Genomic DNA, 20,843 nt, shown 5'->3' with positions numbered 1-20,843 from the left:
TGGCATTTGACAGTCTCCAGAGATTCTTAAGAGGGAATTAACTGAATTACCCTAAGTATTCTAGGTATTCTAGTTGTTCTAGGTTATTTTTGGTTTTCTAGATTTTCTAGTTGTTCTAAGTTGTCCTAGTTTCTCTTTTTTCTTGTCTTATAAGCAAAAATCCCCACAGCCCAAGGCTGCAGGGATTAGTCATTATTCTATCAAGTAGCCACCCGTATAAACCGGTAAAGCCTTATCGGCCCAGCATTACGGGGGGGTATCATTTATTCAGCGCGAAGCGTGAAGCGCTTGAAATCAAGAACGGTGAGGTCTTTGTCGGCAGCTTTAAGATACTGTCCAACGCTTAATTTAGAGTCTTGGATGAACTCTTGTTCGAGCAAACAGTTTTCCTTAAAGAACTTAGCCATACGGCCTTTAGCGATGTTGTTCACCATTTCTGCAGGCAGTGAAGCAGCTTTCTCTTCAGCAACGGTGGTTTTAATCTTGCGAATTTCTTCGGCTTGAGCCTCGGTGATGTTACCTTTAGCAATACCTTCGGCGATGTGCTCTTCGCTTTCGGCGATGTAAAGGTTGAATCCAGCCTTCTTCAAGGCAGCTTGCACAGCCTTTTCAACTTGCTCTTCCTTGGTTTTTTCGATAGCTACTTTCAGCTCTTCGTCCTTAACCTCTTGTGGAACGCTAGCCTCGTCAAGCGCGATAGGCTTCATTGCAGCAATCTGCATCGTAACTGCGTGACCCTCTTCTGCAGCAGGCTTGTTGGTTTGAACCATGGTGCAAAGCAGGTTTTTGTTCATGTGGTTGTAGGTGTAGATGTTTTCTCCCTCGATGAAATGGTATCCATCAAGTTCCATTTTCTCACCAGTGATACCCGAACGAGCGATAACAGCGTCTTCAACCTTCGTTCCATCAGCCAATGTAAGCGCCTTAACCTCGTCGAGGTTTTTAGCCTTAGCAGCAACGGCAGCATCGATGATGTCTTGCGTAAGTTGAATATAGTCTTTGCCATTAGCAACGAAGTCGGTTTCACACTTCAAGGCGATGATAGCACCGAAGCCATTTCCAGCCTTTACAAGTACGCAACCGTTAGAGGTTTCGCGGTCTGAACGCTTAGCGGCGATAGCCTGACCCTTGGCGCGAATAATCTCAATTGCCTTCTCGATGTCGCCAACGGTTTCGTCGAGAGCTTTCTTGCAGTCTGCCAAACCAGCACCAGTGAGTTTGCGCAGCTTCTGTACGTCTGCTATTGAAACAGCCATAATATTTTCCTTTGCTTAATTTTATTGTTGAGAAAAGAAGCGGCTCGGGCGGCTATTAATGCCCCTTTGCCGCTTCATATTTTATTTTTAGGCCTCTTCTTTAACTTCTTCAGCTACTTCGGCTACGGCCTTAGCCCCGTCTTTGCGTGCTTTTTTAGGAGCGCGAGCGGTTTCTTCGCTTTGTTCGGCAGCAGCCTTTTCGTCGGCTTTTTCTACCTTACGCTCTTCCAAGCCTTCGGCGATGGCAGCGCAGCAAGCGTTGAGAACAACCTCGATGCTATCTTTAGCGTCGTCGTTTGCGGGGATAATGAAGTCGATATCGCGAGGGTCTGAGTTGGTATCAACCATTGCGAACACAGGGATACCAAGGCGTTTAGCCTCTTTAACAGCGATAGCTTCCTTCATTACGTCGATAACAAAGAGAGCGCTAGGCAAGCGTGTGAGGTCGGCAATAGAGCCAAGGTTCTTCTCAAGTTTAGCGCGTTGGCGTGTTACTTGAAGCAACTCGCGCTTTGAGAGGTTGGCAAAAGTACCGTCGTTCATCAGTTTGTCGATGTTCGCCATTTTCTTAACAGCCTTACGAATGGTGGGGAAGTTGGTGAGCATACCGCCTGGCCAACGTTCGATAACGTAAGGCATGTTTACGCTAGCAGCCTTTTCGGCTACCACGTCCTTAGCTTGTTTTTTAGTAGCGACGAACAAAATGCGCTTGCCCGACTTAGCAATTTGCTTGAGCGCTTCGGCTGCTTCGTCTACCTTAGCCACAGTTTTGTGGAGGTCGATGATATGGATGCCGTTGCGTTCCATGAAGATATAGGGAGCCATTGCAGGGTTCCACTTGCGGCGGAGGTGTCCGAAATGGCAACCTGCCTGTAACAGTTGGTCAAAATTTGTTCTTGACATGTCTTTGTTTTGTTTGGATGTTTACTTTCTTTTAAATTCTTTTTATTTAGAACCAGCGGGCAGGTAATCGTGGCTTATGCCTTAACGAGTCGCGCCCGTTTAGATGCTAAACGTTGTTCAGCTTGGGTTTTGCCAGTGCTTGGTGCCTAAATACAGCGTTGTGATACTTAAGCCACCTTTGAGATAGACCTTAAGCGCAAGCCAGTAAATGGCAAGCAGGGCATAAACACATTAACGCTTGCTGAACTGGAAGCGACGACGAGCCTTGGGTTGACCTGGCTTTTTGCGCTCAACAGCACGAGAGTCGCGTGTGAGGAAACCTTGGTCTTTCAGAGCTTTCTTGTCTTCCTCGTTTACTTTAACCAGTGCGCGTGCGATGGCTAGGCGCAGTGCTTGGCTTTGTCCGGTGTAACCACCACCGTCGAGGTTAGCTTTGATGTCGTATTTCTCGGCTGCTTCGAGCAACTGCAGTGGTTGTCTAACCACGTACTGCAAGATGGCAGAGGGGAAATATTGGTTGATGTCTTTCTTGTTGATCGTTATTTTGCCAGTACCTTCAGAGAGGTAAACACGAGCTACAGCGCTCTTGCGGCGACCAATTGCATTTACTACTTCCATTTCTTTTCCTTATTTATACTGGTTAATGTCGATGGCCTTGGGCTGTTGAGCAGCCTTGTCGTGCTCGGTTCCTTCGAATACGTAGAGGTTGCCAAGCAAATGGCGGCCTAGGATGCCTTTGGGCAGCATGCCCTTAACAGCGTGGCGGATGATGCGATCTACGCCACCCTTACGCTTGCGCAATTCGGCAGGCGTGTTAAAACGCTGTCCACCGGGGTAGCCAGTATAGCGAGTGTAAACCTTATCGGTTTCTTTCTTACCCGTGAAAACCACTTTCGCGGCGTTGATGATAATTACATTGTCGCCACAGTCAACGTGGGGAGTGAAGTTGGGTTTGTATTTGCCGCGGATAAGCTTAGCTACCTTTGAGCAAAGACGACCAACTACCTGGTCGGTAGCGTCGATAACTACCCACTCTTTCTTAGCCGTTTCCTTGTTAGCGGAAATAGTCTTGTAACTTAAAGTGTCCATTCTAATTTTTAATTGATACTACTAAAAAACATTTTTCGGTTTTCGCAGCCGATTCACTAACCGTCAGGCTCGGCCAAAAGCATGACTATTAACACGGTTGCAGCGGAGGCTCTAAGGGTTACCCCCATAATAATCGGACTGCAAAGGTACGAATTAATGTGCTTTAACTAATAAGTGCGACAGCTATTTAACTTTGTCGTTACGTTTAATTAACAAAGTTTAGTAATTCGAGATAGTCGATTGGGGGTAATGTAAATTACACCACCGTTAGGCTTGTGGCGCAGCCCCATGCGTTGTTATACTTATCAGTCACGATAAATCCATCGTTCTTATAGTCTTATTGTAAACCCGATGCCCTTTCGCCGAACAATGTGCGATGCCTAAACGCGATGTCGCCACCCACTTCGGCCGCAAACGGTCTGCTTTCTCCATCTCTGCGCTTAAAGCTAAGGGCGATTAGCGGTGCGTTGGCTTGCATGCGTGCAGCAGGATTGTGTACAATTTCCACCCGTTCGATGCCGCTTGCAGGCATGGTGCGCAGCAATTCTTACAGTTGGTTGTAGGGAATGTTCTATGGTTCGCCGTTGATAGACACGGCAATAGCGCGTCCGCCAAGCATGTAAACGCCGTTTTGCACCACTATTCCAGGCAGTGTGCCAATGGCATCGTAAACGTTCTCCATGTCTTTTTGTGCCACAAGTCGTGGCAAGTCGTAGCTAACGGCATGGTTCAAATGCTGTTCTTCTGTTTGTGCTTGCACGTTTGGTGTGCTCCAGGTAGATAGTGCGAGGGCTAAAAGGGCGGTCAATGTGTTTCTTTTCAGTTGTATCTGTATCAGGTGATTACTTGTTTGGGGTCGCGTTTGTTTTAAGAAAGACGTCGTTTTATTCCGCTTTCTTTCGCAACCAACCCCTGTAAATTTATCGAATTTTCGGGTTTACGCCAAGGAATTATAAGAGAAAGTTGGCGACTAAATGGCCTAGTTTTTCCACGCATACACGTTAAGCTAAGTATTTTAAGCACATTCTCTGCCTTTAAGTTTATTGACGTTTAACTGTGTTTTCCCTCTTATCATTATCGCGAATTGACCTGAAACGGAAACACACTGTTGCATAATCGCATCCAAAACGAAATAACATCGCAAACATTTGGCATTCTCCTCTTAATGTAGTAGTTTTGCGTTATTCAAGTCATTTCGCGCTTGTGTCTTCTCAACAGCTCTATGCCAACGTAGCTGTTTAAGTGCCAAATAATGAAAATACAGCATTTGTCATGCAGTCTTTTGCCTTCTACTCACTCCTCTTAATAAGGAAAAGACATTTCTTGTTAAGAAATATATGATAGATATAGACGCTTGCAAAAGGGGAAACAAAGAAACCCTTGGTGAACTATATGCGGCGTATGCTCCCAAATTAAAGAGCGTATGCCGTAGCTATGTTAAAGATGAAAGCGTGGCAGAAGACATTCTACACGATGCATTCATCATCATTTTTACATCCATTGGCGAACTAAAAGAAAACCAAAAATTAGAAGGATGGATGATAACCATAGTGAAAAATCTCTCGTTAAAGCATCTTCGACACATGCAAAAACACAGCACGTCTCTGTTGAACCTAAACAGAGAGGTGATGGACGACACCTTAGAAAACAGGCAAAGCGTGGAGTTAGACGTGCTGTTACAAGCCATCGATGCCTTACCCAGAGGCAGTCGCGAGGTATTTAAGCTGTCGGTTTTGGACGGACTCTCGCACAAGGAGATTGGACGAATGCTTGGAATTAACCCACATAGTTCGTCTTCGCAATTGTTTAGGGCAAAAAAGATGTTGCAGGCAATGCTAAGTAATTATTGGGGATTGCTGCTGTTGCCACTTTTCATTCCTATATATATATATATGGTGACAAGGCAAAAGGCGGGCAGATTAACCACATTAAAGCCACGAACAACGAAACAACGGCAAGCTACCCCCGAAAGGACGAAGGCCGAAAGCATGAAACCCAATGCCAATCAGCCAGCATATTCCACCCCAACGCCAACTACACCCGCTGTTGGGGATAGCAAATTGGCACAAACTGTCGCCAACAACGGCACATTTTATTTTCCTAATAGTGCAGACAGCACAAAGCTTACAAAAACTATTTTGCCATTTGATGCAGACACAATACAACGGAAACTGGCCGTAACACACACACCAAAAGACACGCTGCCATCATCGCTACCTGCAATTGCTGCAAACAAAGACATTGCTTTGAATGAACAAATGGCCCAGAGCATCAAGCCCAAGAAGAAATATCCTTGGACGTTTAACCTTGGATATTCGTCTAATGCTGGCGCAAACAGTGCATTGTCAAATCAAAACTATCTCACGATGATTGACTATGCTAATGGTGAAGCCACCGCAAAACTATACACATGGGAAGATTGTCAGAACTATTTAGCAAGGAACAATGCGCTGATGGACTCTGTTGAAAGGGCTAGGCTTACCTGGATTGTGAACAACAACATCGACTCGCCCACAGATGCTGATGCCGGCTTAGGCGAAAAGGCCAACCATCATCGCCCCATTACATTAGGGCTCTCGCTCAATAAGCAATTAAGTCTGCGCTGGACATTTGGCACAGGGCTAACGTACACAAGCCTAAATTCAGAGTTTGAAAGTGAGTATCATCGCGCAACATTGAAGAAAACGCAAAGAGTAGACTATCTTGGCATACCTTTGCGCCTTACCTATAGCTTTTGGAATAAGGGACGTTTCAATGCCTACACCACGGGTGGCGTAACGTTCGAGATGCCTATTTATGGCTCACTTGCTAAGAAATACACCATAACGACAGACTCAACGTACACTTCGCGCGAGGATATTAAGGCGCGTAGTCAATGGTCGGTCAACCTTGGCGTAGGCGTGCAGTATCGCCTATTCAAGCCGTTCAGTATCTATTTAGAGCCCAACATGTTCTATTACTTCGGCAATGGAAGCGGTATCGAAACCTATCGCACCGAACATCCGTTCATCATAACCGTACCATTCGGTTTGCGTCTAACGTGGTAGACCATAGAAAAGCAGGTAACAAAAATCTCCATCAAGCGTGCAGTCTTTTCAAGTATCTTTACTCTTTATGGTAGATGCGGCCTAAAAACCGCCTCTTTACATCGTGTATATCTTATCAATATAATTATAAACCGCATTCATTATGAAAAAATTATTATCTATCTTATCCATTCTCGCTCTTTCGTTTGCGAGCATAAGTTGCAGTAGTGACGAGAAAACACAGTCTGAAGAAACAGTCATCAAGCCCGAACTGTATGCAATTGGTACAACTCCCGTCAGCCGCTCTGCCATTTTCAAACAGTATCTGTTCACACTCGACAACATCAAAAACTTCAATTCGAAAACAAGAGAGATGGTGTTCGTTAACTTTGAGCCGAACAGTTCCTTGTTCCCCATTTACCAAAGAATAGAAATATGTACGCCCAACAAAGTATTGCTTCATATCACTACGTTTGTATCCGAAGTTAATAGCCAACTGTTTACCGACCTGTCTTTGGTCTCTGAGAACGGCAAATTTTATCTGAGCGACTGTTATCCGCGACATATAGAAAACAATAGTGACTATGCGAGAGAAAACGAAGCGATAAAAGAGGCTAAACAAAAGCGTGCCGCCGAATGGGAAGAGTTTCTCTCTGTACTTAAAAAGCATGGTAAACTAATTGAAGAGTAAACATTAGGACAAGTTAATGGAAAGGAAAAGTATATATGAAGAAAGTGATTTTTAGCCTGATATGCTTTGCTGGGCTATCGGCATGTTCCACAGAAAACGCGGTGGTAAGTTCGTTAAACACTTACGATGTGTCAAATTCACCATGCAAAAGGGAGACGACAATGGCAGATTTGCAAAGACAACCGCGCGAGGAAGAGAACAAACAAACGAAACTAAGCATTGAATTGGGAAAAGATGGTGTTGCCCAATGTAAGGTGGAAGACGTAAAGGACAATTGCGCCATACGAGAACGAGTGGTAAATGTTACCTGCGAGGGCAACCAAATTACCTTAGTTGTTCATCATAAGGAACGCATTGAAGTGTTGGCAGATTGTAACTGTATGTACGACGTTGACTTTAAGATGAGCAAACTCTCCCAAGGCAATTATCACCTCAAAGTGTATTATGCAGGAAGTGTCGTTAAATACGATAAGGAACAGCTCGTGTACGATGGGGAGATAAGGCTTGTGTCGGGCAAGGTAAAACAAGTTACGTTAAGAAGTGGTGTTACGTTGCCTGTTGATTAAAGCTTCCGTTAGGGGTTTTCCTCTGTACTTTTGCAAAGACTTTTATCTTAGGTGGGTGCTGTTATTTACGTTCAATGGCTCTTAAATCTTATGGTTGTTGCCCCTTTTTCAGACCGGCATTACGTGTTTTGTAATTAAGAAAATGGTCAGCACGGTTAGGCAAAACCAAGCCATAAAGGTAATTAACAGCATCCACCCACCTCTATCTGTCTATCTTCTTCACCTCTTTCCGTTCTTATTTTTGTTCTGCACCTGTCGGCGACAAACGATGTGGTACATCCCATGAACAAACACACAACGCTTAAGGGGAAGAACTTGCTTGTTGTCGTTTTTCTTTTTACCTTTGCATGGCAGTGATAATGTTTCCCAAAACCACATCACCACGCGCTTTTGTGTGCAATGTGGTCTCAGGGAAAGGTATTATTTATAAGGCGAGAGAACCATTACGGCGGTTCTTTGGTCTGTTGAAACGATCGATTAAAAGAGAAACGTGTATAACATAACAACATATCATCATTATGGCAGCAGACATATCAACATGGTTGAAACCCGAAGTTAAGGCAGAGGGTTTAAAACAAGAGGACGGCATCTTCGTGTATATGGATAACAACTTTGTTAGTGGGGATAACCACAAGTACATGAAGATGTACGATTGGATGTCTTACGTTTACGATTTTGGAGAGAAATGGATGGGGCGACTTAAATATGGCGGGGCTATCGACCAATTGCGTTCCCAACTGATGAGCCGTTTGGAGTGGCGAAACAATATCTCCGTGCTCTATGTTTCTATTGGTACAGGGGCCGACTTGAACCATCTGCCGCAGGGTGTCGACCTTAAAACGTTGGAGTTGGTGGGTGCCGACATTTCGTTGGGTATGCTTAAGCGGTGCAAAAAGAAATGGCAGAAGAAAACAAACTTAACGCTTGTGCAATGTCCTGCCGAACAACTGCCTTTTGCCGACAATACTTTCGACCTTGTTTTCCACAATGGAGCCATCAACTTCTTTAACGATAAGGCCCGTGCAATGAACGAAATGCTGAGGGTTGCCAAACCTGGGAGTAAGATTCTTGTGGCCGACGAAACAGCCGACTTTGTGGAGTCGCAGTATAAGAAAAGCGTTTTCTCTAAGTCGTATTTCGATGGTAAGACGGTAGACTTGCACGAAATGGAGCAATGTGTTCCGCCACAGGCAGAAGACAAGCAAACAGAACTGTTCTGGAACAACAGGTTTTATGGCATCACGTTTAGGAAAAGCAGAGGTGGTTAGGTGGCTGCTCTACCAGTCTTGTTAATTTGTCAGCCCGTTAACTTGTCACCTTGTTAACCCATCAACTAAAATTTGTCAAGTTTTTAGTGCGGATTTTAACATTATGAGTGCCCTTTTTATCCACCAATCGTATGTCAGCGTGCAAAAAATCGATTCTCGCGAGGGTTTGTCTTGATGCAAGCGGGGGTTAGTTTGTGAATGGAACAAAATGAATATTTATTTGGAAGAGCCGCCATTTACACCCGTTTTGGGGCTATTTGCTGCTAAATGTGGTGCAATATGCTGCTAAATGCGGTGCGTTTTGCTGCTAAACGCAGTGCGTTTTGGTGCTAAACGCAAGGTAAAAAGGTACAAAACGCAAGGCGAAATGGTGCAAAACGCAGTGTAAAATGCTGCTAAACGCAAGATGGAGAGCATAAATATTCAGAGCAATGGTATAAACAAAACCTTTTATCACCACCAAAATCATAGCTGAAAGGGTCCAAATAGGGCTGAAAAGTGGGTTTTTAGGGGCTAAAAGCGTGTAATTGGGCTTGAAAAATTTCGAGCTTACGACCAAACTAGAAAGGCAAAATGGTGCAAAATGCAGGTTGTATGCTTAAAAACGGACAATTTAAAAGATGTGAAAGGTTATAAAAAGTACCGATTTACCTACTTTATGGCCTCTATTTTCGCTAGAACGCTGCGAAAATTAGAGCGGTTTTGTAAAATAAAAGATAATAATTTAAGTTTTTAAGTTTTTAAGTTGATGAGTTTTTAAGTTGATAAGTTTTTGAGTTGATGGGTTTTTAAGTTGATGAGTTCGTGGGTTTGTGAGTTGATGATTGTTTGAGCTGACGAGTTTGTTGTGTACTGATGTTATAGTCAAACGGAATTGTTTTTGGAAAACCATAGTTGCATGGTAAGCAAACCAAAGTGTTCCTTCTCTCTGTGTAAGGGTTTGTTGATGGCGAGGCTACACAGGTATGGCATTCTTATAAAACAATTACCCCAAGGCAATTCTGTTTGATTATTCTGTGCAGGTAAATGTTGATTGCAGCTCTAAACAAGCGTAGGTAATGCGTTTTGTCGCAACGTGGTTGAGAGTGGCATTTTTTGTTTGGGAAAAACAAATCGGCGCTCGCACCTATATGATAAGATGCGAACGCCGATGTGGTGTTATATATAATAAGGTGTGACCTTATTAGAGCGCTTTGTTTGTGCTTAGCTTAGTTTGCCTTCGTGTGCAATGGCTTGCACAACGATTTCGCGTTTCACGGCGTTGTTGAGCAGCTTTGCGGCAACGGCCATCACGTCGGCTGGCGTTAGAGTGCTAAACACGGGTTCAACGGCTGCGCTTTCTTCGGGCGTTATGGTTTCTCCTGTTTGTGCATACACGCCTAAAGTGGCCATCCAAAGTGAGGGATTGGTGGCGAGTTCGGGCGAAGCGGGCGACTGTTCGTCTACGGCTAGGGGCACAACAGCCTGCTTAAACTGGTCGGCTGTGAATTTACCTTGGCTTACTTCTTCGAGCAAGGCATATACTTTGGCCACGGCTTTGTCTACGTTTTGGCGTGCGGTGGATAGGTGTATGCTCAGTGTTTCGCTTGTTTCGGGCTGCGAAGTGTAGTTGGCGCTTACGCCGATGGTGTAACTGAGTTGCTCTTTCTCGCGAATTTCATCGAAAGCTTTGGTTTCTAATATCGAGCGCATCACTTCAAGGGCTGCTTGTTCTTTATCGCTGAGACGCTGTTTGTTGGCAAAAGATATTTCTATCTCGGCCATATCGCCTTGCATATCCACGTTGAACCTGCGTTTGATAACTGGTTCTTTAGAAGCGAAATTCATCGCTGTGGGAGCTGGAAGCGTCTGATTGGGGTCGCCTTTAAGCGATGCTAGGTAGCGCGTGGCGATGTTTTTAGCTTGCGCTTCGGGCATATCGCCCACGATGAAATAGGTGAAACGTGCTGCATTACCAAAGTGTGCGAAGAACTGCGAGGGTAATTCATCGAACTGCATGCGGTCGAAGAAGGCCTCGTTTTCTATGGGATTGGCCTCAGATGGCGGGAAAAGCAGTTGTCGAATTGAGTCTTGTGCAGCCTCCATTCCTTCGGTTGCACGATTGGCATAGAGGTATTTGCTACGCTGAACATACTTAGAGAACACGCTTGGAGAGAAGTTATGGCGCGACAAAATAAGGTTTAAATAACCAAAGAAGTTATCGGCTTGGCTCACATCCATGCTTCCAGAGAGGTCGTCTGAGTAGTCGCCGGGCGACATGGTTAGGTCTAATTCCTTGCCTTGTAGCCACGAAGCCAGTTGGTTTCGGTTATATCCGCCCACGCCCGTTTGCATTAATTGGTTGCGCATGGCCGTGTAATTGGGCAGTTGTTGTGGCGAAACGGCGGCTTTACCGCCAGGAGCAGTGGCCGAGAAAAATAGTTTTCCCTTGGCTTGTGGCAAGTATTTATAGATAACGCGTGCGCCATTAGAGAGTTTCCACTCTTTAGCTGCGAGCTTAGCGATGGCTTTTTCGCTCACAATTTTGCCTGCAACGATGTGGCTAAGGTCGAGTTTTGTGGGTGTGCTGTTGTCTTGAGTCATTGCCACTTGGGGCTTTTCGCTGTTTGCAAGCGCTGTAAGGAAGTTGGTTTGCGTGATGTTTAATTCGCCAGGATTGCGCTCATAGGTGATGAAAGCCAAGTTGTTTGGTGTGAATAGCTTAGCAATCCAAGAGTTAAAGTCTTCCACTTCTTGTTCAACAAGCACCTCAATGTTGCGTTGAATTTGCTGACGGAAGTCGGTGATGGGTGTGCCATACAAAAAGTTTTGCTTCATCAATCCAAACACATTGTCGGGTGTTCCCAGTCCGTTTGCTTCCAAGGCCTCTTTCATTCCCTGATACATCTTGCCTTTTTCTGCTTCGAACTCTTGTTTTGCGAAGCCGCTATTCGCCATTGCAGCTCTAACATTGAGCAGTTGTTCCATAGCTTGTTGTGCATTGTTGGCATAGGGAACAACGTCCCAAGCCACCTGCGCGAAGCCACGTACAAGGGGCGAAAGGCTTACCGAAGCGGCGATAAAGGTTTCTTCGTCGGCGTTTTTAAGTCGAGCAAAGCGTCGTGGAGCCAGTGTGTTGAACATGTTTGTGAAGAGGAAATTCTTCACAGCCTCGTCGTCGTTGCGGTTGTTTGCTAGTCGGATGCGTTGATATAGTCCGAAGGAAGCACTCTTATTCTCCTTGTCTACAAACTGCATGAAGAGCGGTTCGCTATTATCTCCAATTAATCTACACTCCAAGTCGTATGGAGTGGGCTTAGCAGGCAGGGTCGAGAGCGTGGCTTTGATGGTGCGTTCGGTCTGGTCTAGGTCAACATCTCCAATGATAGCCACGAATTGATGGCGCGGTCTGTACCACGTATCGTAGAATTTTCGCAGATCTTTTGCCGAGAAAGCGCGTATGCGAGCTTCGTTTCCAATAACGTTGCGGTAGGCATATTTCGAGTAGTTGTACATCACTTGAGCCGTGCTGTCTGTGATGCGTCGGTCTATTCCCTCGCGTCGGCGCCATTCTTCCATAATAATTCCGCGTTCTTTCTCAACGTCGGCAGGTAGCAGTTTAATGCCGTGGCACCAGTCTTTGAGTAGCAAGAACATCTTACCCATCAGCTGTTGGTTGTTTGTGGGCACGTTGTGCACGGCATATCTGGTATCGTCAACGCCCGTAAACGCCTCAAATTCGGTTAGTGCGTTGGCCTTAAGAAAAGCCATTACGCCCCCAGGGAAGTTGTCGGTGGCATTAAAAGCCAAGTGTTCCAGTGCGTGAGCCAACCCCGTTTGGTTGTCGTCTTCGTTCACAGCTCCCACGTTTTGGTAGAGATAGAACTGAGCCACGCCTGGTGTAGAGCCGTCGTTATATATATAATAGGTAAGTCCGTTGGGCAACTTACCTTTTCTTAGCGCTTCGTTTTGTGCTTGCACCTGCTGGGCCAAGGCCAAAGATGCCAGGCCTAGCAGAGCAAAGCGCATGCTTCGCGCCATTTTTCTTAGCGTTGTGTTCATGCTTTGGTTACTTTTCTAGTAGTTCCAGAGTAGCCAATTTTTGCTTAATGGCGTTTTGTACCATGGCTTGTGGCATCTCCATGTTTTGCATTCTTAGCGACTCGGCGTAGCCTTGGTTATAGCATTCGCGTGCTTTAGTGTAGTTCTTCAGCTCACGATACGAGTCGCCAATCATTACGAGATAGTTTACGCGTTCCATCACAGCCTCTTCTGCTTTCAATGCTTGTTCCACCCATTCGATGGCTTGTTTGTGGTCGTCGGCTGTTAGTTTTTTGCCAGCAGCGATGTAAAGGTCTTGTGCAGCCTTGCCATAATCGGCTGGAGCCACCTTGTCTCCCATCTTTTGCAAGAGGGATTTTGTATCGCGGATGTAGCCTTTCACGTCTTTGTTTTTATAAAGATTGTACAGTGCATCGTAGTAAAGCTTAGCCCTATCGTAAGGTTTGATGGTGGGCAGAGCAGCTACTTCGTAGGCTTTAGCATATTCGTTTTTGATTTTTTCAACGTATTGCTTGTACTTATCGCTACCTTCTTTCACCAGTTCTTCGGCCCAAGCATCGTTAGCCATAATCACATAGTAGGCTGCGGGGTTGCCAATGGCAGCTTTCCATGCGTCAAGGTTCTGGTTAATAAAGTCAACCATCTCTTGCTTATGCGCTTTATCGTCGTTTCCTTCAAGGTTGTAGATAATGGCGTAGTCGTCTTTGTTGATGAGTTTCGGACCTTTTTTAGCGGCGATATAGCCTTTATAGAGTTTTTGAATGCGCACAACCCACTTGTCGGCATCCATTCCTTCTTGCGCAGCAAGGAAGTTTGGGGCCTTCATCAGCATCTGTTGTTGCACTTCCAGGTCGTTGGGATTTTTCTTATATTCGTCGTATAGCTGTTCGAAACTAACGCCTTCGCCGGCCACAATCTTTGCTGCCTCGAGCAAATCTTCTTTTCCCAGTGCGCCAACGTTCACGCCAATGGTTCGTCCATCGGGCGCAATGAAGGCCACAGTGGGGTAGGCTTCCACCTTATATTGCTTGGCAATCTCTTTGTTTTCGGGCTTTTCGGCGTCTATTTGTAGGCTGATGAAGCGCGGATTGAAGTATTCGCCCACTTCGGGAAGTGTGAAAACCTCTTTGGCCATGCGTTTGCAGGGCACGCACCACGTGGCATAGAAGTCAACGAAGAGCGGTTTGTTTTGTTTTTTAGCTTCGGCCAAGGCTTCGTTAAACGAGCCTTTGAAAAACGTTATACCTTGTTCGCCCTGCGCTTTGCACACCAGTGCCAGCAACATAAGGGGCAATAATATCAGTCGTTTCATATTTATTATGGGTTTCTTTGTTCGGGTTCGGGTTCGTCGTCGCCAACGATGATGGTGTAAACATCGTCGATGGTTTGCGAATGCCCATCGTTATATACTCTAAGCGATAGCGTGTAGCGTCCATTTGGCAGTTCGGCCACGCCTTCTTGCATCAATACAATCATGCCACCGTCTACTTTTAGCAGTCCCTTTTGCGCTAAGGCTTTAAACTTTTCGGCATCGCCGCCTTCGGTGGCCTTAACGTCGGCCAGTTCGTAGTTAATGGGATTGGTGCCAGCCACGCCCTGAATGCGATACGACACCCAAGGGAGGTTGTCTGTAAAGCGCAGTGTGCTGGCGTGCGGGTTGTGGTAAACGTTGAGCGTATCGGGGCTAAACGATGCGCCCTTTGTTCGTAGAAATCCTACAGGCATTGTGTTGCAAGCTGCCACTGCCATTGCGATAAGCGCAACAACAAAGAGCGTGCTGCCCAAATTATATATCTTCTTCATGTGTTAAAAGTCGCTTAATCTAAAATCGTAATCCATTGAATGCACCACGCCTGTGAGCGTTTGAATGTTGCTTGAGGCCACAGCGCTTTCTTTACTAGCGCCTAACGAAGTGACGTAAATACGTTTAGGACCTGCTCCTGGCACGCCACCAAAGGTGTCGTTGAAGGTGTAAATCCAAAATTGTTTACCCGATGCCATATCGAACGTTTCGCCTCCAGTGCCCACAAGCACGTTGGCGTCGCTGCTTTTTCGTCCTGGTTTAAAGTCGTCGAGCAGCATTCGTTTGTTTAATAGGCCGTTAAGCACAAATGCTTTGCAGTCGTCTACGGGCATTTCTTCAACACTTGTCATACCGTTTTCAAAGAGATAGGCTCGTATGGAGTTGCTGGTAGCACCAAAATAGGTGATATCTTTGCCGTAAGAGCTGGTTCCTTTGAACACATCTTCTAGTTGGGCGCGTGTAATCATCTGTTGTAACAGTTGCCAATTGTAGGGGTCTTTGCTAAAATATTCCCACATGGTGCAGTCGTGTATGCCATTTGCTTCGCCTGTATCATCGAAATTATATTGCGTGCAGCTCACCGATATTAGTGTCAGTAAGCATGCCACAGCTAAAAATTTAATGCGTTTCATATTCTTTCTTTCTGTTTGGGCCACGGTTCAACGTGTTGTTGTGCGGTGGTCACGGTTAGGAAATATTGCTTATTCGTATCGCTGCCAATATGTTTTTTGGCGGATAAGCTTGTTTATGGGGTTTCCGTCCTTATCTGTCTTGGCATCGATGGGCAGTGGTAAGCCCAAAGCACCGCCGCGAATGTCGCTCAAAGTAAGGGTAGTGAACTTGCCAGTCAGCTCGTCCTTGATGTAATTGTTGCGGATGATGTCGGCATAGCGTGCATCGTTCTCGGCGATAAACTCGCGTTCGCGTTCGCGGAAGATGGCTTTGCGCAACCCCTTCGTGTCGTTGGCCGAGGGATAAGCGGTGGCTCCTGCACGATTGCGAATAACGTTGAGGTCGGCAATGGCTTGCCCATTGTTACCCAATTTGGCTGCACATTCAGCGCGAAGCAGATAGAAATCGGCCAAACGCCAGTACACATAGTCGGCATTTATCGAACGATATAGCTTACCCGACGACGTTGTTTGGTCGGGGTCGATAACAGCTGTGCGGAATTTGTAGGGTATGGCGTAGTTGTGGCCTCCATATGTGTGGTTCGTATCAAACTTGTAGAAGAAAGCCGTGCGCCGCAAGTCGCCTGCATCTGGGTACAGCTTGCTGATGGTTTCCTTGTAAAGTTTAAATCTTGGCTGGCTTGCTATATCGGCCAGCGTTTGTGTCTCGTCTACGGGCCAGCTTACAAAGTTCTCGGCCACTTTGTTGGGCGAGTATGTTTGTGCCGAGCGAGCTTTGTCGTAATACAAGCTGAAGATAGCCTCGGGATTGGTCTTCTCTGGTGCAGAGAGATATTCGCAAAGTTCTTCGGGTGTGTTGCAAAGGCTGTAGTCGCCCACCTCTTTGTTTATCAGCATAGTGCTATATTCCATCGATTTGGTGTAGGCTTCTTGTGCATTGCCCTCCAATTTCATCAGTTCGATGATGCTTCCTTTCCAGGCATAGAGGTGTGCCAGCAGTGCAGCGCATGTTCCTTTCGATGCCGTTTGCCTGTTGGTAATGGGTGTTCCGTCCATCTTACGCAGTTTGTCGTAGGTGGGCAGCATGTTGAAAGCCTTTGTGGCGTGGTCGATGGCCGTGTTTATCACGTCCATTCGCGACGAAGTGGCGTATTCCTTAATCACGTAAGAGTTCTCGGTGATAACAGCGTCGTCGAAACGTTGCGCCAGTAGGAAGTATCCAAGCCCCAAACCAAACTCTGCTTGCCCCAAGTAGTGGTTGCGACGGTCGTCGGTAAGGCTTTTTGCTTTATCAATATTGTCTACAATGACGTTTGAGGTAAATATGATGTCGTAGAGTTCTTTCCACGATTCGTTTTGTGCAATCACCAGTCTAGGGTTCCATCGGCGCACCTCCATACCATCTTGCAGCGTGTCGGCAAAAATTCCAACGGTGGTAAAGGTGTTGTTGTTGGGTACGTTGACGTTAATGAAATATTCAATCGAGGCGGTGGCAGCGTTCACCCCTGCTTCGTCGTTAAACGATGTGCTATATGTTTGCGCATTCTCTGGCGTTATGTCTAAGCTGCAAGACGATAGTGTGGCGGCCAAGAGAAGCGTTGCGATGCTTATTCTTTTCATCTTTCTAGAATTTAACATTGATACCAAATGTAAGCTTGCGGTTTAGTGGATATTGCGAACCATCGTCTTTGCCAGTATAGGGGTCGATAACTTCGGGATCTAAACCAGTGTAGTTAGAGAGCATAAAGAGATTTTCGCCCGAGAGATACACGTTGACACTCTTAACAAACTTAGATTTAAACCAAGCTGCGGGAAGTGTGTAGCCCAACACCAGTTGTTTCAATCTAAGGAAGCTGATGTTCTCAATATTCGAATCGACATTACCGTCGAAATGTCCCAAATAACCAGGATCGGCAAATTCTAATGCGGGTTTAGTGGCATTGGGATTGTCTTTGCTCCAGTAATCGCTGGCTTTGAAATAGGCCATCAGGGGGTTAACGCTCTTGTTAAAAGTGAAGGCACTGTTTTGCACCATGTTCATCACTTTGCGTCCAAGTACGTAGCTAAACAGCAGGTCTACGTTAAAGCCCTTCCAGTCTAGGTGGGCATTAACACCGCCGTAAGCTGTTGGTAGGGTGCTACCTGCATAATACAAGTCGCTGTTGTCTATCCTTCCGTCCATGTTTTGGTCCTTAATCTTTCGTCCGCCAACGCGCAAGGGATAGTTGGGATTAACAAAGTAGAGGGGCATGCGTACGCCTGTTTGACTATAATGGTAGGGTATTTGGCTTTCGTCTTTTACTATTCCCTCGTCTTGATAGGTGTAGATGCCGTAAACGGGGCGGCCTAGCACCTTGTCGTTGAGGTCTTCGCCGTTATCTGTCTTGCGGAAAAGGTTTCGGTTGTGCGACACGTTGAGTCCTACGCTCAGGTTAAGGTCTTTACTGCGGATGAGGTCGGCTTGTACGTCAAACTCTATGCCCTCGTTAGAGATGGCCGAGATGTTGTCCCAAACCTTATTTGTATAGAAGAAGTTGCCCGGCAAGTATTTTTGCATAAGCAGGTTGCTTGAATACTTGTAATAGTAGTCGAGTTTGAATTTCAGTCTGTAATCCAACACTTGCAGGTCGAGGCCCACATCGTATTGGTCGCTGTTTTCCCAAGTAAGGTATTTATTGGCTAATGCGGCGGGAACCAATCCTGCTGTGCCGTTAAACACATTGGTTTCGGAAAGTACGCCCAACGCAAGGTAGGGTTCTTGGAACTTCTGGCCCGAGCGTCCCCACGATGCGCGCAGCTTGGCAAAGCTAAGCCACCACAGCTTTTTCATAAAGCGCTCTTCGCTAAAGGCCCAACCCAAGCCCACTGAGGGGAATGTGCCCCAGCGAACATTGCTGCCAAAGACTGACGACCCATCTCGACGTACTGAAAATTCGCCCAAATACTTCTTCTTGTAGCCATAGGCGGCACGTCCAAGGAAACTGAGCATGGCCTGATCTTCCTTGTTCGAGTCGAAGTTTCTCGCAGGCTTCTTTTCTCCGCTGATGTCTGTTAGCTGTGTTGGCCATCCTTCACCCACATATTTCACTTGATTGGTGGGTCCACCTTTGGCCCATCCGCCGATGCTTTGCATCAAATCGTAGTTATAGGTTACACCAGCCATCAGCTCCAACTTATGCGCTTGGGGCAGGGGCACATTGTATGTGGCAATGTTTTCGGTTTGTAGATTGGTCATTGCCGCATTCGAACCGCGCGCCTCCGACAGGTTGTCGTACATCAAATAGCTGGGGCGGAAGATGTAGATGCGGGTAAAATAGTGGTCGATCGACGCAGTGGAGGTAAATTTCAAACCCTTTATGGGCGAATAGTTAAAGCCTCCGTTGAGTCGTAAGTTATAGTTCGAGTTGGTTTGGTCTATATCGCGCAGTTGTTTCACGGCTTCGCGTTCGGCCGTGCTGCCCTTACCAGGCAATACACTGGGTGTTTGCTTGGGGTCGAAGGTAAGTCCCTGCACACGTCCGCCCGAACCTGCGCTTTGGTCGGTGTAAGCCATGTTTATACGGATAAACATATCGAGCTTGGTAGAAAGCTTGAAGTCGAGGTTTGTGAGCAAGCTGTAACGGCGGAAGTTAGAGTTAATCATAATACCCGTTTCGTCGTACACGCCTGCATTGGCCATATAGCGCATATTTTCGGTGCCACCAGCCAGTTGCACATCGGCTTTGGTAACACGTCCTAGCCTAAATCCGTACTTCCACCAATTGGTGCGGTTGTTATAGAAGGTGTTGAGCGAGTCTTGCATGATGGGGCTAATCTTTCCGTCGCCCGTCATCACGTTTCCGTTTCGCCACAGATAGTCCATACCGCCATCGAGATCGTTGCCCCAACCCCATGTGTCGGCATAGTTATTGGGCAGCACAATACCGTCGGTTGCCCCGTTGTAGTGTGCCGAGCGGTATTTCTTGGCCAGTAAGAGTGCGATGTCGCGTTCGGCCTTTCCAATGGTTTGTTTGGGTGTTGCTGGCAGCCACGAGAGCGATTGCGACACGTTTACCTGTATTTCGTTGCGCCCGGCCTTACCCTTTTTGGTGGTGATAAGGATAACGCCATTGCCTGCACGCGAGCCATAGAGCGATGCCGAGGCGGCATCTTTAAGCACTTGCACACTCTCGATGCTCGAGGGGTCGAGCCCAGCGAGGGCATTAATGCCACCCATGTTTTGGGGGTCGTTGGCCACGGGCACGCCGTCTACCACGTAAAGTGGTGTTCCGTCGTTCACGCCTTGCTGGTTGAGCGAGCTAAATCCGCGTATGGTTACTTTCGAACCGCCACCACCTGGCGAACCCGAAAGGTTGGTTACGTCTACACCTGCAATACGGCCTTGCAGCAAGTTTTCAAGACTAGGCGAGGGCACTTTCTGCAAATCTTCGGCCTTTACCGAGCCAATGGCTCCCACTTGTTCGCGTGTGTTGCGCTTACCGTAGGCAATAACGGCCACTTCGCCCAACATTTTTTCCGACGAAGGCAGCAACACGCTTAGTTCGCGACGAGCATCATACTTCATGGTTTTGGTTTCGAAGCCCACGCTCGATATGGTTACATTGCCCTCTTGGCGGTCTACCTTCATGGTAAAATGTCCATCGAGGTCGGTGGTTGTGCCTTGGGTAGTGCCTTTAATCTGCACGGTGGCAAAAGATACGGGCTGTCCGTCTTTGTCTTTCACAAGTCCCTTGAGTGTGAAAGCTGTTTCTTTATGCTGCTCCATGCGGTAAACGTTGATTTTCTTTCCGTCTACGTTGTAGGCGAAAGCGGTTTTGGCCAGCAAGCTTTGCACAGCTTGCAAGGCATCAACGTTTTCGAAAGAGATGGTTACCGTTAGTGTGTCGTTACGCACATCATCGGTGTAAGATACTTCGTAGTCGCCTTGCCTTCCTACAAAATCGAGGATTGTGGCCAGCGGCTTGTCTTTAAACGACACGCTAATGCGCTTGCCCTGCGTTTGGGCAATGGCTTCAACTGGTTGGAACAAAGTTAAAGCGATGGTCGTTACAAGCACTGCTAGAAGATAGCGCTTTAGAGATACTGCCATACAATTGGTTTAAAAAGTGATGATATTATGTTGATATAGGTAAGAATTTATGTCATTTTACCCATGGTTTGATTGCAAAACTAAATCAATAGTTATTCTTCTATGTTTCAATTTCTAGTGGCAAATATAGTAAAAAAACTGCATAAACATAACGATATGTCTGTTTTCTTTCCAAAATTATTTTTTTTTCACACCAAGTTGCGGTCATTAATTATTGAAAAACGAACACTGTGGGCGCACCAATTTATGCTCTCTTGGCGCCAGCATACTGCTGATGTGTGTAGGTGGGTGTGGTTGTAAGGTGTTAATATATAATTAATTACTGCTGCATAGCCTTGTGGCGAAAGTGGTTTTGCTGCTGCTAGGGAACATCACTGTCATTAGGTGGGATTGCACGGACAGGAAAAACAGGTTCTGGCTATCAAAAAAATGCGAATGATGGCCACAATATGGTGATTTGCTTATATCAAATGTTTGA

Annotated in this window: 16 protein-coding genes; 4 read left to right on the top strand and 12 right to left on the bottom strand. The window is 46.3% G+C overall.

The features are described 5' to 3' along the window. Positions 1-263: 263 nt before the first annotated feature. The 6 genes from tsf to QME03_RS04925 form a co-directional block, all read right to left on the bottom strand. Positions 264-1,256 (bottom strand): translation elongation factor Ts, encoded by a 993-nt coding sequence (tsf, locus tag QME03_RS04950; RefSeq protein WP_281723667.1) that lies wholly within the window; start codon positions 1,254-1,256, stop codon positions 264-266. 87 nt (positions 1,257-1,343) lie between these two features. Beyond that, positions 1,344-2,159: a 30S ribosomal protein S2 gene (gene rpsB, locus QME03_RS04945; RefSeq protein WP_025816739.1), complete on the bottom strand. Its 816-nt coding sequence runs from the start codon at positions 2,157-2,159 to the stop codon at positions 1,344-1,346. A gap of 231 nt (positions 2,160-2,390) precedes the next feature. After that, positions 2,391-2,777, bottom strand: coding sequence for a 30S ribosomal protein S9 (gene rpsI / locus QME03_RS04940; RefSeq protein WP_009236730.1), 387 nt, complete (start codon positions 2,775-2,777; stop codon positions 2,391-2,393). A 9-nt stretch (positions 2,778-2,786) separates the two neighbouring features. Continuing rightward, positions 2,787-3,248 carry a 50S ribosomal protein L13 gene (rplM, locus tag QME03_RS04935; RefSeq protein WP_025816742.1) on the bottom strand — a complete coding sequence of 154 codons (462 nt, stop codon included), beginning with the start codon at positions 3,246-3,248 and terminating at the stop codon, positions 2,787-2,789. A gap of 337 nt (positions 3,249-3,585) precedes the next feature. After that, positions 3,586-3,780 (bottom strand): hypothetical protein, encoded by a 195-nt coding sequence (locus QME03_RS04930; RefSeq protein WP_281723666.1) that lies wholly within the window; start codon positions 3,778-3,780, stop codon positions 3,586-3,588. 39 nt (positions 3,781-3,819) lie between these two features. Continuing rightward, positions 3,820-4,056 carry a hypothetical protein gene (locus tag QME03_RS04925; protein ID WP_281723665.1) on the bottom strand — a complete coding sequence of 79 codons (237 nt, stop codon included), beginning with the start codon at positions 4,054-4,056 and terminating at the stop codon, positions 3,820-3,822. A gap of 529 nt (positions 4,057-4,585) precedes the next feature. On the opposite strand from QME03_RS04925, the gene QME03_RS04920 reads away from it, so the two are divergent. From QME03_RS04920 to QME03_RS04905, 4 genes are all read left to right on the top strand, one after another. Next, positions 4,586-6,295: a sigma-70 family RNA polymerase sigma factor gene (locus tag QME03_RS04920; protein WP_281723664.1), complete on the top strand. Its 1,710-nt coding sequence runs from the start codon at positions 4,586-4,588 to the stop codon at positions 6,293-6,295. Between the two features lie 142 nt (positions 6,296-6,437). Next, entirely contained in the window at positions 6,438-6,965 is a 528-nt protein-coding gene (locus QME03_RS04915) for a hypothetical protein (protein WP_281723663.1), read from the top strand. 161 nt (positions 6,966-7,126) lie between these two features. After that, positions 7,127-7,531, top strand: coding sequence for a hypothetical protein (locus tag QME03_RS04910; RefSeq protein ID WP_345740170.1), 405 nt, complete (start codon positions 7,127-7,129; stop codon positions 7,529-7,531). A gap of 518 nt (positions 7,532-8,049) precedes the next feature. Then, positions 8,050-8,799: a class I SAM-dependent methyltransferase gene (locus QME03_RS04905; RefSeq protein WP_281723661.1), complete on the top strand. Its 750-nt coding sequence runs from the start codon at positions 8,050-8,052 to the stop codon at positions 8,797-8,799. A 1,203-nt stretch (positions 8,800-10,002) separates the two neighbouring features. On the opposite strand, the gene QME03_RS04900 is transcribed toward QME03_RS04905, so the two are convergent. From QME03_RS04900 to QME03_RS04875, 6 genes are all read right to left on the bottom strand, one after another. Beyond that, positions 10,003-12,840, bottom strand: coding sequence for a M16 family metallopeptidase (locus tag QME03_RS04900; RefSeq protein ID WP_281723660.1), 2,838 nt, complete (start codon positions 12,838-12,840; stop codon positions 10,003-10,005). A 7-nt stretch (positions 12,841-12,847) separates the two neighbouring features. Continuing rightward, complete coding sequence (locus tag QME03_RS04895; RefSeq protein WP_281723659.1) at positions 12,848-14,152, bottom strand: thioredoxin family protein; 1,305 nt, start codon at positions 14,150-14,152, stop codon at positions 12,848-12,850. A 5-nt stretch (positions 14,153-14,157) separates the two neighbouring features. Continuing rightward, positions 14,158-14,643, bottom strand: coding sequence for a hypothetical protein (locus tag QME03_RS04890; protein ID WP_281723658.1), 486 nt, complete (start codon positions 14,641-14,643; stop codon positions 14,158-14,160). Between the two features lie 3 nt (positions 14,644-14,646). Next, on the bottom strand, positions 14,647-15,276 hold the full coding sequence (locus QME03_RS04885; protein ID WP_281723657.1) for a fasciclin: 630 nt from the start codon (positions 15,274-15,276) through the stop codon (positions 14,647-14,649). Positions 15,277-15,345: 69 nt separating this feature from the next. Next, positions 15,346-16,896 carry a RagB/SusD family nutrient uptake outer membrane protein gene (locus QME03_RS04880; protein WP_281723656.1) on the bottom strand — a complete coding sequence of 517 codons (1,551 nt, stop codon included), beginning with the start codon at positions 16,894-16,896 and terminating at the stop codon, positions 15,346-15,348. A 4-nt stretch (positions 16,897-16,900) separates the two neighbouring features. Continuing rightward, positions 16,901-20,365: a SusC/RagA family TonB-linked outer membrane protein gene (locus tag QME03_RS04875; RefSeq protein WP_281723655.1), complete on the bottom strand. Its 3,465-nt coding sequence runs from the start codon at positions 20,363-20,365 to the stop codon at positions 16,901-16,903. Positions 20,366-20,843: the final 478 nt, after the last annotated feature.

Origin of the sequence: Hoylesella shahii (genome assembly GCF_937990675.1) — a bacterium.
Classification (GTDB): domain Bacteria; phylum Bacteroidota; class Bacteroidia; order Bacteroidales; family Bacteroidaceae; genus Prevotella; species Prevotella shahii.
The sequence above is the reverse complement of the archived record's forward strand: the minus strand, read 5'-3'. Positions and strand labels throughout refer to the sequence as shown.

Excerpts from the sequence above, each read along its gene's own strand:
- tsf (WP_281723667.1), bottom strand. The coding sequence starts at position 1,256 with ATGGCTGTTTCAATAGCAGACGTACAGAAGCTGCGCAAACTCACTGGT.
- rpsB (WP_025816739.1), bottom strand. The coding sequence starts at position 2,159 with ATGTCAAGAACAAATTTTGACCAACTGTTACAGGCAGGTTGCCATTTC.
- rpsI (WP_009236730.1), bottom strand. The coding sequence starts at position 2,777 with ATGGAAGTAGTAAATGCAATTGGTCGCCGCAAGAGCGCTGTAGCTCGT.
- rplM (WP_025816742.1), bottom strand. The coding sequence starts at position 3,248 with ATGGACACTTTAAGTTACAAGACTATTTCCGCTAACAAGGAAACGGCT.
- QME03_RS04930 (WP_281723666.1), bottom strand. The coding sequence starts at position 3,780 with ATGCCTGCAAGCGGCATCGAACGGGTGGAAATTGTACACAATCCTGCT.
- QME03_RS04920 (WP_281723664.1), top strand. The coding sequence starts at position 4,586 with ATGATAGATATAGACGCTTGCAAAAGGGGAAACAAAGAAACCCTTGGT.
- QME03_RS04915 (WP_281723663.1), top strand. The coding sequence starts at position 6,438 with ATGAAAAAATTATTATCTATCTTATCCATTCTCGCTCTTTCGTTTGCG.
- QME03_RS04910 (WP_345740170.1), top strand. The coding sequence starts at position 7,127 with ATGGCAGATTTGCAAAGACAACCGCGCGAGGAAGAGAACAAACAAACG.
- QME03_RS04905 (WP_281723661.1), top strand. The coding sequence starts at position 8,050 with ATGGCAGCAGACATATCAACATGGTTGAAACCCGAAGTTAAGGCAGAG.
- QME03_RS04900 (WP_281723660.1), bottom strand. The coding sequence starts at position 12,840 with ATGAACACAACGCTAAGAAAAATGGCGCGAAGCATGCGCTTTGCTCTG.
- QME03_RS04895 (WP_281723659.1), bottom strand. The coding sequence starts at position 14,152 with ATGAAACGACTGATATTATTGCCCCTTATGTTGCTGGCACTGGTGTGC.
- QME03_RS04890 (WP_281723658.1), bottom strand. The coding sequence starts at position 14,643 with ATGAAGAAGATATATAATTTGGGCAGCACGCTCTTTGTTGTTGCGCTT.
- QME03_RS04885 (WP_281723657.1), bottom strand. The coding sequence starts at position 15,276 with ATGAAACGCATTAAATTTTTAGCTGTGGCATGCTTACTGACACTAATA.
- QME03_RS04880 (WP_281723656.1), bottom strand. The coding sequence starts at position 16,896 with ATGAAAAGAATAAGCATCGCAACGCTTCTCTTGGCCGCCACACTATCG.
- QME03_RS04875 (WP_281723655.1), bottom strand. The coding sequence starts at position 20,365 with ATGGCAGTATCTCTAAAGCGCTATCTTCTAGCAGTGCTTGTAACGACC.